Raw genomic sequence first — 12,677 nt, 5'->3', positions numbered from 1 at the left:
TCAGCTCGCGACCGCGACCGGGCCGCCGTCGGCGACGGACTCGTGCACGGCGGCCAGGATCGCCGTCACCCGCCGGCTCTCCGCGAGGCCGACCAGCGGCGGTGTCCCGTCGGCGACGCAGCCGATCATGTGCCCGACCGCGTACGCGAGCGCGCCCGCCGGCACGCCGTGCAGCACCGGCATGATCGAGATCCGCGGATACTCGAACTCCGTCGGCGTGGCCACCTCCACCTGGTCGTCCTTGCGGTCCAGGTGCACCACGCCGTGCTCGCCGACCACCTCGACGAAGGAGTCGGTCATCGTCGGGTAGGTGTCGGGATAGATCCAGCAGGACTCGAACGTCGCCACCGCGCCGGAGGCGAACCGCACCTGCGCCTGCATCGCGTCCGGGGTGTGCACGCCCCGCCTTTCGAGCACTCCTCGCACCGCCGTGGCGTACACCTCGACCGCGCGGTCCTCGCCGAAGAACCAGCACACCAGGTCGATGTCGTGGCTGGAAAGGAACCATGCGGGCGTGGTGCCGGCCGCCCAGGACAGCATCGTCGTGGGCACGTGGATCCGGTCGTTCTTGCGTGCGTACGCCATCCGCGGCCGGCCGATCCGGCCCGCCTCGATCGCGGCCTTCGCCTGCGCGTAGCTCGGGATCCAGCGGTGGTTGAACGACGTCATCGCCGCGACGCCGGTCTGCTCCACGGCGGCGATCACCTCGTCGGCGTCGGCCAGGCTGGTGGCGAGCGGCTTCTCCACCAGGATCGCCTTGCCGGCCCGCGCGGCCTCGACCGCGATCGGGGTGTGCAGGTGGTCCGGGGTGGCCACGATCACCAGGTCGACGTCGGTACGCCCGAGCAGGGTGCGGTAGTCGTCGGTGGCCACCTCCGCGCCGTGGCGGCGGGCGACCTCGCGCGCGGCCGTGTCGGGAACGCTCGCCACCCCGACCAGCCTCGCCCGCGGATCGGCGGCCACCACCGCGGCGTGCGCCGCGCCCATCACCCCGGCCCCGACGACTGCGACACCGACACCAGCACCGGCACTGGCACCAACCGGGTCACCCGCGTCAGCTCGCCGACCTTCCGTCATGTCTGCAAACGGTTGCACACCACGGACCAACGAACAACTCGGCCAGGTTGCCGATTTCGGCATGGGTCCCTGGCCGGTCCTCGATTGACGTGCAACCGCTTGCACGGAAGACTCGTCGATTCCAGGACCCCGTGCGGGAGGAGTGACGTGGGGACACTCGGCTGGCTGGTGCTGGGCGCCTACTTCGTGGTGATGGTCGGGATCGGGGTGTGGGCCAGGCGCCGCATCCACGACGCCCGCGACTTCTTCGTGGCCGGGGGCCGGATGCCCTGGTGGCTCGCCGGCATCTCCCACCACATGTCCGGCTACAGCGCCGCGGTGTTCGTGGGGTACGCGGCGGTGGCCTACCAGGACGGCTTCACGTTGTACGTCTGGTGGGCGCTGACCATCACCGTCGCGATGTTCGTCGGGTCGGTGACGTTCGCGCCGCGCTGGCCCCGGCTGCGCAGGCGCTTCGGCATCATCTCGCCACTGGAGTACCTCTCCACCCGCTACAACGTGCCGGCCCAGCAGCTGCTCGCCTGGAGCGGCACCGCGCTGAAGGTGTTCGACGTGGGTGCGAAGTGGGCGGCGACCGCGATCCTGTTGCAGGTGTTCGCCGGCGTGCCGCTGGGCTGGGGCATTCTGCTCACCGGTGGCGTCACCCTCGTCTACTCCACGATCGGCGGGCTGTGGGCGGACGCGCTCACCGACTTCGGGCAGTTCCTCATCCAGCTGGTGGCGGGGGTGACGATGTTCGTGGTCGTCCTCGCCAAGCTGGGCGGCGTTCCGGCGATCTGGCAGCTGTGGGACCGGCTGCCCGCCGGGCACGGCAGCGCGTTCCACGGCGACTACACCGTCGGGTTCGTGCTGGCGTACCTCGTCATCTCCACGCTGTCCTACAACGGCGGCACCTGGAACCTCGCGCAGCGGTTCATCGCCGCGCCGACCGGCGGCCAGGCCCGCAAGGCCGCGCTCACCTCCGCCGTCCTCTACCTCCTGTGGCCGCTGGTGTTGTTCTTCCCGATGTGGGCGGCGCCGGTGCTGCTGCCGGACCTGGCCGACCCGTCGCAGTCGTACGCCCTGCTGGCCACCAGCCTGCTGCCGCAGGGACTGGTCGGGCTGGTGCTGGCCGGGATGTTCGCGCACACGATGGCGATGACCTCCTCCGACGCCAACGCGATCTCCGCGGTGGTGCTCCGGGACATCCTGCCGGCGGTGTGGCGGGGCGCTCGGACGCTGGGCAGCCGGGCCGAACTCGCGGTGGGCAGGTTCGCGGTGTTCGCGTTCATCGCGTTGTCGATGGCCATCGCGCTCGCGGCGGACTCCTTCGGCGGGGTGCTCGGCCTGATCGTGTTGTGGTTCGGCGCGCTGGTGGGGCCGATCGCGATTCCCATGCTGCTGGGCCTGTTGCCGGCTTTCCGCCGGTGCGGGCCGAGCGCGGCGATCACCTCCTGGGCGGTGGGGCTCGCGGTGTTCGCACTGGTGAAGTACGTCCTCGCCGACGCGATCGCCGCGCTGGGCGGTTCGCTGGGTACGACGTTCACGGTGGCCGGACCGGTGCTGTGCTCGTTCGTGGTCTTCGTCCTGGTCGGGCTGGTGCGCCCGTGGCGTGACCCCGAGAGTGCGGCGCTGGTGGCGGCGCTGTCGGAGGAGGACCCCACTCCGGCCGACGAGACGGGTGGGGTGACCGCGCATGCCTGAGCTGCCTCCGTCGACTGTCGGCCCCGGCCCCGGCCGCGCGGGTGCGGGAGCCGGGGACCCCGGTGAGTACGCCGCGGTGGCCGACCACCTCGTGCACGACGTGCTGGCCTGGTGGCTGCGCGAGGCACCGGACCGCAACCACGGCGGCGTCTTCACCTGCTGGGACAACGCCGGTGAGCGGCTGTTGTCCACCGACAAGTACACCTGGTCCCAGGGGCGCTGGACCTGGTTGCTGGCAGGCGTTGCCGATGCCGTCGAGCGCGGCGTTCTTCCCGGGCAAGGCGTGCTTGACGCCGCCGACCTGCGAGTGCTCGCCCGGCAGAGCGCGGCGTTCGTCCGTACGCACGCGGTCCTCCCCGACGCGACCACGGCGTACGTCACCGACGCCGTCGGCACCCCGCACGAGCCGGCGCCGGGTGCGGGTCTGCACACCAGCGTCTTCGCCGACTGCTTCGCCGCGCTGGGCCTGGCCGCGTGGGCGCGGGTCGGCCGGGAATTCCGCGGCGCAGAAGGCTCCGATGCCGCCGATGCTGTTGGGCCCGCCGAGGTCGCAGAGGCGGGCAAGCTGGCGTTGACACTGCTCGAGTCCGCTGCCGCTCGGGTCCGGAGCGGGCAGGCGCGCACCGACCCGTACCCGATCCACCCGGACTTCACCGCGCTGTCGTTGCCGATGATCTGCGTGGGCACGGCGACGGAGGTGTACGCGGCCACGGGCGCCGGCGCCGCTGCCGCGATCGCCGCCGAGGCGGGCGGCGCGATCGCCCATCAGCTGCGCGAGGGCGACGACCTGCGGGAGCTGATCCCCCGCGTCCCGGGCCGCGAGGACACCCTGCTGGCCCGGCACCGCACACCCGGCCACGCGCTGGAGTGCCTGTGGTTCCTGCTGCACGCGGCGGACACGGTGCCAGGGGTGGCCGACGCGCTCGGTGCCGACGCGCTCGGGGCCGATGGCGTGAACGGCGACCGGGCGTGGATTCCCGAGGCGGCCCTGCACGCGTTGCGGATCGGCTGGGACGACGAGCACGGCGGGCTGTTCCGTTACGTCGACCGTGACGGCGGCCGCCCACAAGGCCGGACGCTCGAGGATCCCTACGAGGTGCTGGTCCGCGAGACCTGGGACACCAAGCTGTGGTGGCCGCACGCCGAGGCGTTGTACGCCACGCGGTTGCTGGCGGTGAGGTTTCCGGCGTACGCACCCGAACTCTCCCGGTGGCACGAGCGGCTGCGAAGCTACACCTACGGCACGTTCCCGGCGGGGCGCGGGAAGGAGTGGGTGCAGATCCGCTCGCGCGACGGCACCCCGCTGGACCGCACGGTTGCCCTGCCGGTGAAGGATCCGTTCCACATCGCCCGTGCGCTGCTGCTGCAGGCCGAGCTCCTCGCCGCGCCCGGCGCCGCCGGACCCCGAACACCCAACTACGTCGAGAGGAACCACCAGTGACCGAACCGATCGTCCGTGTCTTTCCCGACCGCGCGAGTCTCGGCTACGCGGCGGCGGCCGACATCGCCGCCCAGCTGCGCGAGCGCCTGAACTACCAGAACTCCGTGCGGATGGTGTTCGCCGCGGCACCGAGCCAGCAGGAAACCCTGGACGCGCTGGTGGCCGAGGTGGGCATCGACTGGACCCGGGTGACCGCGTTCCAGATGGACGACTACATCGGGCTGCCGCAGGACGCGCCGCAGCGGTTCGGGCAGTGGCTGCGCCGGGCGGTCTTCGACCGGGTGCCGTTCAAGGAGGTGCACCTGATGCGCACCGACGGCGACCCCGAGCAGCGCGCGCAGGAGTACGCCGACCTGCTGGCGGCCGAGCCGATCGACCTGGTCTGCCTGGGGATCGGTGTCAACGGGCACATCGCGTTCAACGACCCACCGGTCGCGGACTTCGCCGATCCGGCAGCGGTGAAGGTGGTCGAGCTGGACGACACCTGCCGCCAACAACAGGTTGACGACGGCTGCTTCCCCACCTTCGACGACGTTCCGCCGACCGCGCTCACGCTGACGGTGCCCCGGCTGCTCGACGCGGACCAGCTGTTCTGCGTCGTGCCAGGGCAGGCGAAGGCGGACGCGGTCCGGCGTACGCTGAACGACCCGATCGGCGAGGCCTGCCCCGCGACCGCGTTGCGTACACACCGTTCGTGTGTTCTCTACCTCGACCAGGACTCCGCCGGTGCGCTCGACTGACCTCGGCGCCAGCCCGGAAACGAGCCGACGATGAACCCAGGACCCGCGTTCGAGATCGCCGGCCGCGACCCCGCGACCGGCCGGCGGTGCACGGTCGAGTTGGCCGGCGGGCTGATCACGCAAGTCCACGTTGACAGTCCGGATACCTCCGCCGGCGGCACCGACGCCACCAACCACACCGACAGCACCCCGGATGCCACGGAAACCGAACCCTGGTTGGCCCCTGGCCTGGTCGACCTGCAGGTCAACGGGTTCGCGGGGTTCGACGTGAACGCCGCCGACGCCGAGCCCGACACGATCGGCGCGATGGTCCGGGCGCTGTGGAAGGTCGGGGTGACCACGGTGGTGCCGACCATCGTCACCGCGTCCGAGGAGCACATCGTCACCTGCCTACGCAGGGTGGCGGCGGCTCGTGCGGACGACCCGATGGTGCGGCATGCCGTTCCGTACGTCCACGTGGAGGGTCCGCACCTGTCCGCGGAGGACGGGCCGCGCGGCGTGCACGACGCCGACCAGATCCGACCGCCGGACGTCGCGGAGTTCGACCGCTGGCAGCGGGCCGGTGCGGGCCTGGTGGGCATGGTCACCCTGTCGCCGCACTTCGCCGGCAGTACGCACTACATCAGCGCGCTCGCCGAGCGCGGGGTGTGGGTGTCGGTCGGCCACACCGGCGCCACCCCCGAGCAGATCCACGCGGCCGCCGACGCCGGCGCGAGGCTGTCGACGCACCTCGGCAACGGCGCGCACGCGGTGCTCGCCCGCCATCCCAACTACGTGTGGGCACAGCTCGCCGACGACCGGCTCACCGCGGGCTTCATCGCCGACGGGCACCACCTGCCGGCCGACACGTTGATCGCCATGCTCGCCGCCAAGGGGCCGGAACGGTCGATCCTGGTGTCGGACGCCACCACCCTCGCCGGTTCCCCGCCCGGGGTCTACCAGACGCCGGTCGGGGGCGCGGTCGAGTTGACCGCGCAGGGCAGGCTCTCCCACGTCGGTACGCCCTACCTCGCGGGCGCGGCGCGTCCGGTCACCGACGGCGTGGCCCACGTGGCGAACCTGGGCAGGTTCTCCCTCGCCGAGGCGCTGGCGCTGGCGACGACGTCGCCGGGACGGTTCGTGGGCGGCCGCGGCCGGTTGGAGGTGGGCGCGTCCGCGGACCTGGTGACGTTCCACTGGAGCCCGGGCAACCCGACGTTGACAGTGGAGCAGGTCGTGGCCGCCGGAACGCCGGTGGTGGGGTGAGCCTGGTCGGTGCGGCGACGGTGGACGTCACCCCTCCGGCCGGGCTGGCGATGTCCGGTTTCCTCGCCCGCACCTCGGCGGCGACCGGCACCCACGATCCGCTGACCGTCCGCGCGGTCACCGTCGACGGCACTGCGGTCGTCACCGTGGACGCCTGCGGGCTGCACGAGGACACCTGCCAGCGGGTCCGCGAACGCCTGCGCGTCGGCGACCTGACCGAGGTGGTCGTGGCCGCGACCCACACCCACGGTGGTCCCGCCGTGGTGCCGGGCCGGCTGGGCGGGCCGGTCGACCCCGGCCACCTCCGCCTGCTGGAGGACGCCTGCGTCGACGCCGTACGGACCGCGGTCCGCGGTGCCCGCCCGTCGCGGTTGCGGTTCGGCACCGGCGCGGACCCGGGTGTGGCCAGCAACCGGCGACGGCCCGAAGGCCCGACCGACCCCGCTCTGCCGGTGCTGGTGTGGACCGACGAGGCCGGCGCTACCGTCGCGGTCGTCACCGCCTACGCCTGCCATCCCGTCGTACTCGGCGCGGACAACACGTTGTGGACGGCCGACTATCCCGGGGTCGTCCGCCGTCAACTCGAGCTTGCCCATCCCGGCGCCGTCGCGGTCTTCCTCACCGGCTGCTGCGGCGACACCAACACCGGCCACTCCGCCTACGCCTCCACGCTGCAGGCGGCCGACAGCCGTACCTACGCCGCCTGCGAACGCGCCGGCACGGCGATCGCGCAAGCGGTCCTTGACACCCGGACCCGCGCCGTCGAAGGACCGGTCGGCGCGCGGTCGGCCGAGGTCGGCGTCGAACGCCTGGACGGCAGCACCTGGACGGCCCGGGTCAGCGTGCTCGACTGGTCCGGCGTCCGGTTGGTCGCCCTGCCCGGCGAGCCGTTCGCGGCGACCGCACTGGCACTGCGCGCGGCGGCGCCGGAACCCCTGCTGGTGTTCGGGTATGCCGACGGATGCCCGGGCTACTTCCCCACCCGCGAGGAGTACGCCTTCGGCGGGTACGAGGTGGAGGAGGCACACGTCTACTACGGCGCGCGGGCGGCGTTCGCACCCGGCAGTGCGGAGCGCCTCGGCGCCGAGGCGCTCCGCCTGCTCGGCCTCAGCGGCTGAAGTGGATCAGCTTGTGGTTGACGAACTCCTCCATGCCGTAGCGCCCGAGCTCCCGCCCGAAGCCTGATCGCTTGACCCCGCCGAACGGGAGTTCGGCCGCGCTGCCGACGAAGGCGTTCACGAACACCATGCCCGCCTCGAGCCGGTCGGCGACCCGCCGCGCCTGCTGTTCGTCGTCGCTGAAGACGCATGCACCGAGGCCGTACGGCGTGGTGTTGGCGAGTTCGACCGCCTCCTCCTCCGAGCCGACCTGGTAGACCATCGCTACCGGGCCGAAGAGTTCCTCGGTGTAGGCGCGCATCCCCGGCCGGATACCGGTGAGCAGGGTGGGTTCGTACCACGCGCCCGGCCGGTCCATCCGCCGGCCGCCGGCCAGCACGGTGGCGCCCTTGTCGACCGCGTCGTCCACCTGCTCGGCCAGCATCCGCACCGCGTTCTCCGACGACAGCGGCCCCATGAACGTGTCGGCGCTGGTCGGGTCGCCGGGACGGACGTCCCGGGTGGCGGCGGTGAAGCGTTCCACGAACGGCTCGTAGTGCTCGTCCAGCACGATGATGCGCTTGGCGGCGTTGCAGGCCTGCCCGGCGTTGCCCATCCTTCCGACGAACGCCTGGCGTACGGCCCGGTCGAGGTCGTTGGTCCCGAGGACGAGGAACGGGTCGGAGCCGCCGAGTTCGAGGACGACCTTCTTCAGGTTGCGACCGGCGATCTCGGCCACCGCGGCACCCGCGCGTTCGGATCCGGTGAGCGAGACACCCTGGATCCTCGGGTCGGCGATCAGCTCGGCGACCTGCTCGTTGCTCGCGAAGATGTTGACGTACGCACCACTCGGCAGCCCGGCGTCGGCGAAGATCCGCTCCATGGCGAGTGCGGACCGCGGGCACTGTGGTGCGTGCTTGAGCAGCATCGTGTTGCCCAGCATGAGGTTCGGGGCGGCGAACCTCGCCACCTGGTAGTAGGGGTAGTTCCACGGCATGATGCCGAGCAGCGTCCCCACGGGTTCCTTGCGGACGACCGCCCGGCCGCCGGAGGCCACGTCCAGCTCCTCGTCGCCGAGGAACGACGGCCCCTTGTCGGCGTAGAAGCGGTAGATCGACACCACGATGTCGATCTCGCCGGCGGCCTGCGCGACCGGTTTGCCCATCTCCTGGGTGATCACGGCGGCGAGCTCGTCCTTGCGCTGCTCGTACAGCTCGGCCACGCGGGTCAGCACCGCGGCCCGTTCCTTCGCGGGGGTACGCCGCCACCCCTCGAACGCCTCGTCCGCCCTGCTCAGCGCTTCCGCGATCTGCGCGTTCGTCGCCTGTGGGTACTCCTGAACGGTTTCGCCGGTGGCCGGGTCGACGACCCGGTAGTCGGTGCTGGCGGTCGCGGTCATACGCGTCATCCCCTCGTCTTCGGCCCTGCCGTCGTTGGCAGGCCGTCGCTGTCGGGCCGTCCTGCCAGGCTACGTGCGGTGGCACGGCGGATCGAGGACGCGAGGTGCAACCGGCCGGTGGTGGACGAGTCGTTCGGTCCGGCACGGCGGGGTAGGTGACGCCGGCGGGCCGGCCCGGCGCGTTCGCGCCAGGACCGGCCCGCCGCCTGTGCCTGTTGCCGTTCTGGTGCTGTTCTGGTGCTGTTCTGGTGCCGGTCTGGTGCCGGTCTGGTGCCGGTCTGGTGCCGGTCGGATCAGGACCGCAGGTCCAGGCCGAGGTCCAGCGCCGGCGCCGAGTGCGTCAGCGCACCCACCGCGAGGTAGTCCACGCCGGTCTCCGCGTATGCCCGGGCGACGTCGAGGGTGAGCCCACCGGAGGCCTCCAGCAGGGTTCCGCCTCCCACCGCGCGGGTACGCCGGACCGCCTCCGCGCACTCCTCCGGGGTGAAGTTGTCCACCAGAACCAGCTCCGCCTTGGCGTCCAGTACCGAGTCGAGCTCGTCCAGCGTGGTCACCTCGACCTCGGCCGGCAGCTGCGGGGCGTGCCGGCGAACCGCCTCCAGCGCGGCGGCAGCGGACCCGGCGGCGAGCACGTGGTTGTCCTTCACCAGCACGGCGTCACCGAGTCCGAGCCGGTGGTTGACTCCGCCGCCGCACCGGACGGCGTACTTCTGCAGCAGGCGCAGGCCGGGCAGCGTCTTGCGGCTGTCGCGGACAGCGCAGCCGGTCCCGGCGACGGCGTCCACCCAGGCAGCGGTGAGCGTCGCGATGCCGGACAGGTGGCACACCAGGTTGAGGGCCGGCCGCTCCCCGGTGAGCAGCGTCCGGACCGGTCCCCGCAGGACCAGCGCGGGCTCGCCGGCCACCAGCCGGGTCCCGTCCTCCACCTGGTGGAGCACCTCCACCTCTCCGGGTGCCAGCAGGTCGAAGACGGCGGGTACGAGAACGCCTCCGGCGAGGACGCCCGGCACCCGCGGCGTGACCTCCGCCTCGGCCACCGCGTCCACGGGAACGGTCGCGGCCGTCGTCTCGTCCGGGCCGTACCGCAGATCCTCGGCCAGCGCCGTGCTGAGCACCCGCAAGGTGTCGTTGACATCCAGGCCGGCGCGGCTCAGCGCCTCGGCCACACCGGGCGAGAACCCCTGTGCGGACTCGGCGATGTCGTCGGAGTCGTAACGCGAACGAGTGGGCACCGTCATGCCACACCTCCCAGGTCGAGCGCGGGCAGCAGGGTGGGCTCGCCGGACGTGTCCAGGCCCACCACCAGACTGCGCCGCCACCGTTGGTCGTCTCGTACGAGATGGTCGTGCCGGACGTGGCAGCCACGTGACTCCGTACGCGTGGAGGCCGCGAGCACCAGCGCCCGGGCCGCCAGGTGGAGTGCGGCGTCCTCGACGTCGGCCCGCCCGGCGGGTCGTACGCGCGAAGCAGCCATCGCGTCCAGCGACTTGGTCACGATCGCGAGCCCGGCCTGGTCCCGGCCGATCGCCGCGTGCCGGCTCATCAGCTGCTGCAGTCCGGGCCGGTCCGCGACCGGCTCGGCCTCCAGCGCGCCGGCCGCGTCGTCGGCCCGGCTCGCCGACCGGCGCGCGGCCAGGCCGGTGGACAGGTCCGCCACCACGGCCTTCGCGGCCCGGCGACCGACCACCAGTCCTTCGAGCAGGCTGTTGGAGGCCAGCCGGTTGGCGCCGTGCAGGCCGGTGCGGGCGACCTCCCCCGCCGCGTACAGGCCGGGCACCCCGGTCCGGCCGTCGACGGTGGTCACCACGCCGCCGCAGCTGAAGTGCGCCGAGGGTGCCACCGGGATCGGTTCGGACGAAGGGTCCACTCCGATCGCCCGGCACGCGGCGTACACCGTGGGGAAGCGCGCCCGGAAGGCCTCCGCCTTCAGGTGGGTGGCGTCCAGGAACACGTGGTCGTCCACTCCGCCGGGCACGTCGGCCAGCCGGCGGATGATCGCCGCCGAGACCACGTCCCGGGGCGCGAGGTCCTCCAGCGGGTGGACGCCGGCCATGACGCGTTCGCCCGCCGCGTCGACCAGCACCGCACCCTCGCCACGCACAGCCTCGGTGACCAACGGCCGCGAACCGGTGGCACCGCGCCCGGGGTAGAGCACGGTCGGGTGGAACTGCACGAACTCCAGGTCTGCCACGGACGCGCCCGCACGCAGGGCCAGCGCGATCCCGTCGGCGGTGGCGACGTCGGGGTTGGTGGTGGTCTCGTAGAGCTGGCCGAGCCCGCCGGTGGCGAGCAGCACGGCGGGTGCCCGGAGGACCCCCGCCACGCCGTCGTCGGCGAGCACCAGCAACCCGGCCACCGTGCCGGCCTCGGTCCGCAGCACCCGGGCGGCGACGTGGCGTTCGAGCAGTGTCAACCGCTGGTTGCGTACGCCGGCCAGCAGGGCGCGTTCGACCTCGGCGCCGGTGGCGTCACCGCCGGCGTGCACCACCCGGAACGCGGTGTGCCCGCCTTCCCTGGCCAGCGCCAGCAGGCCGTGGCGACCGGGCTGGTCGTCACCTGCGGGGTCGAACACGGCCCCGTCGGTGCGCAGCCCCGCCACCGCCTCCGGACCGTCGGCCAGAATCGTCGCCACCGCGGCCGGGTCACACAGACCGGCGCCGGCCACCAGGGTGTCGTCGACATGCCTGCGCACACTGTCGCCGGGCTCGTGCTGGCCGGGGAGCACGACCGCAACCCCGCCTTGCGCCCAGCGGGTGTTGCCGGCGTCGGCCTCGGCCTTGGTCACGACGACGACCCGCAGCCCGGCGCGCGTCGCCTCCAGCGCGGCACTGAGCCCGGCCACGCCCGTACCCACCACGACCAGATCGGCGGTCGCCTCCCAGCGGCTGCTCATTCGCCGCCTCCGGGGTTGCCGACCTCGATCATCCGCTGCACCGCTCCGCGCGCCCGTGCGGCGATCTCCGGCGCCACGTGCACCTCGTCGGTGCCCTCGCGGAGACTGCGCAGCAACGCGCCCGGCGTGATCATCTTCATGTAGCGGCAGGACGCACGGTCGTTCACCGCACGGAAGTCCACGCCCGGCGCGGCCTTGCGGAGCTGGTGCAGCATGCCGATCTCGGTGGCGACGAGCACCGACTTCGCCTTGGTCTCCTTCGCCTGGTCGAGCATCCCGCCGGTGGACAGGATCTTCACCCGGTCCGCGGCCACCGCGCCCTCACCGGCGAGGTAGAGCGCGGACGTCGCGCAGCCGCACTCGGGGTGGATGAACAGCTCCGCGTCGGGCTGGGCGGCGGCGCGGTCGGCCAGCTCGGCACCGTTGATGCCGGCGTGGACGTGGCACTCCCCCGCCCAGATGTGCAGGTTCTCCCGGCCGGTCTCCCGCTTGACGTGGGCGCCGAGGAACATGTCCGGCAGGAACAGCACCTCCCGGTCGGCCGGGACCGAGGCCACCACCTCGACCGCGTTCGCGGAGGTGCAGCAGATGTCGGTCTCGGCCTTCACCTCGGCGGTGGTGTTGACGTACGACACGACCACCGCTCCCGGGTGCTCGGCCTTCCAGGCCCGCAGCTGGTCGGCGGTGATCGAGTCGGCCAGGGAGCAGCCGGCCCGGGCGTCGGGGATGAGGACGGTCTTGTCCGGGCTGAGGATCTTCGCCGACTCCGCCATGAAGTGCACGCCGCAGAAGACGATGGTGGAAGCCTCGCTGGCCGCGGCGATGCGGCTGAGCGCGAGGGAGTCGCCGGTGTGGTCGGCGATGTCCTGGATCTCGGGGATCTGGTAGTTGTGTGCGAGCAGCACCGCACCGCGCTCGGCGGCGAGCCGGCGTACCTCTTCTCGCCACGCGTCGTCCGGCACCACCTCGTCGTAGGCCGTGTTCGCGCGGACAGCTTCAGTGACAGGGGTCATGTGACCCTCCCGGCAGGGTTCCTCACCCGGAGTGGATTCCCCGGGTCTTCGTCCAGGCTTCCGGCGCCTGGGGTTTTCGACTTACGAGC

10 protein-coding genes are annotated in these 12,677 nt (G+C 72.5%); 5 read left to right on the top strand and 5 right to left on the bottom strand.

Annotated features, from left to right (window positions below; translation table 11 throughout):
• Positions 1-1,077, bottom strand: a complete 1,077-nt coding sequence (locus tag FHR37_RS06480) for a Gfo/Idh/MocA family protein (RefSeq protein ID WP_092883014.1) — start codon at positions 1,075-1,077, stop codon at positions 1-3.
• Positions 1,078-1,224: 147 nt separating this feature from the next.
• Between FHR37_RS06480 and FHR37_RS06475 the strand changes: the two genes are divergently transcribed.
• Genes FHR37_RS06475 through FHR37_RS06455 form a run of 5 tightly spaced genes read left to right on the top strand, consistent with a single transcriptional unit; the run spans position 1,225 to position 7,304 of the window.
• Positions 1,225-2,760: a sodium:solute symporter family protein gene (locus tag FHR37_RS06475; protein ID WP_092883015.1), complete on the top strand. Its 1,536-nt coding sequence runs from the start codon at positions 1,225-1,227 to the stop codon at positions 2,758-2,760.
• Complete coding sequence (locus FHR37_RS06470; protein ID WP_092883016.1) at positions 2,753-4,201, top strand: AGE family epimerase/isomerase; 1,449 nt, start codon at positions 2,753-2,755, stop codon at positions 4,199-4,201. Before FHR37_RS06475 ends, FHR37_RS06470 begins: the two co-directional genes overlap by 8 nt.
• Positions 4,198-4,941, top strand: a complete 744-nt coding sequence (locus FHR37_RS06465) for a glucosamine-6-phosphate deaminase (RefSeq protein ID WP_092883017.1) — start codon at positions 4,198-4,200, stop codon at positions 4,939-4,941. Before FHR37_RS06470 ends, FHR37_RS06465 begins: the two co-directional genes overlap by 4 nt.
• Positions 4,942-4,971: 30 nt before the next feature.
• Positions 4,972-6,186: an N-acetylglucosamine-6-phosphate deacetylase gene (locus FHR37_RS06460; protein WP_092883018.1), complete on the top strand. Its 1,215-nt coding sequence runs from the start codon at positions 4,972-4,974 to the stop codon at positions 6,184-6,186.
• Positions 6,183-7,304, top strand: a complete 1,122-nt coding sequence (locus tag FHR37_RS06455; protein WP_092883019.1) for a neutral/alkaline non-lysosomal ceramidase N-terminal domain-containing protein — start codon at positions 6,183-6,185, stop codon at positions 7,302-7,304. Before FHR37_RS06460 ends, FHR37_RS06455 begins: the two co-directional genes overlap by 4 nt.
• Here the strand turns inward: FHR37_RS06455 and FHR37_RS06450 are convergent.
• The 4 genes from FHR37_RS06450 to nadA form a co-directional block, all read right to left on the bottom strand.
• On the bottom strand, positions 7,294-8,682 hold the full coding sequence (locus FHR37_RS06450; RefSeq protein ID WP_092883020.1) for an NAD-dependent succinate-semialdehyde dehydrogenase: 1,389 nt from the start codon (positions 8,680-8,682) through the stop codon (positions 7,294-7,296). The two genes, FHR37_RS06455 and FHR37_RS06450, sit on opposite strands and share 11 nt — an antisense overlap.
• A 293-nt stretch (positions 8,683-8,975) precedes the next feature.
• The gene (gene nadC, locus FHR37_RS06445; protein WP_092883021.1) at positions 8,976-9,920 is read right to left on the bottom strand and encodes a carboxylating nicotinate-nucleotide diphosphorylase; all 945 of its coding nucleotides are present in this window, start codon (positions 9,918-9,920) and stop codon (positions 8,976-8,978) included.
• Positions 9,917-11,575 (bottom strand): L-aspartate oxidase, encoded by a 1,659-nt coding sequence (locus tag FHR37_RS06440; protein WP_092883022.1) that lies wholly within the window; start codon positions 11,573-11,575, stop codon positions 9,917-9,919. The genes nadC and FHR37_RS06440 overlap by 4 nt, the downstream gene beginning before the upstream one ends.
• Complete coding sequence (nadA, locus tag FHR37_RS06435) at positions 11,572-12,588, bottom strand: quinolinate synthase NadA (protein WP_092883023.1); 1,017 nt, start codon at positions 12,586-12,588, stop codon at positions 11,572-11,574. The genes FHR37_RS06440 and nadA overlap by 4 nt, the downstream gene beginning before the upstream one ends.
• Positions 12,589-12,677: the final 89 nt, after the last annotated feature.

This window comes from Actinopolymorpha cephalotaxi, from assembly GCF_013408535.1.
GTDB classification, from domain to species: Bacteria; Actinomycetota; Actinomycetes; order Propionibacteriales; family Actinopolymorphaceae; genus Actinopolymorpha; species Actinopolymorpha cephalotaxi.
Note: the sequence above shows the minus strand (reverse complement) of the source record. Positions and strands in the feature narration are given on the sequence as shown.

What these genes read in the sequence shown, in the direction of transcription:
- FHR37_RS06480 (WP_092883014.1), bottom strand. Translation starts at nt 1,077, where the DNA reads ATGACGGAAGGTCGGCGAGCTGACGCGGGTGACCCGGTTGGTGCCAGT.
- FHR37_RS06470 (WP_092883016.1), top strand. Translation starts at nt 2,753, where the DNA reads ATGCCTGAGCTGCCTCCGTCGACTGTCGGCCCCGGCCCCGGCCGCGCG.
- FHR37_RS06460 (WP_092883018.1), top strand. Translation starts at nt 4,972, where the DNA reads ATGAACCCAGGACCCGCGTTCGAGATCGCCGGCCGCGACCCCGCGACC.
- FHR37_RS06450 (WP_092883020.1), bottom strand. Translation starts at nt 8,682, where the DNA reads ATGACCGCGACCGCCAGCACCGACTACCGGGTCGTCGACCCGGCCACC.
- nadC (WP_092883021.1), bottom strand. Translation starts at nt 9,920, where the DNA reads ATGACGGTGCCCACTCGTTCGCGTTACGACTCCGACGACATCGCCGAG.
- FHR37_RS06440 (WP_092883022.1), bottom strand. Translation starts at nt 11,575, where the DNA reads ATGAGCAGCCGCTGGGAGGCGACCGCCGATCTGGTCGTGGTGGGTACG.
- nadA (WP_092883023.1), bottom strand. Translation starts at nt 12,588, where the DNA reads ATGACCCCTGTCACTGAAGCTGTCCGCGCGAACACGGCCTACGACGAG.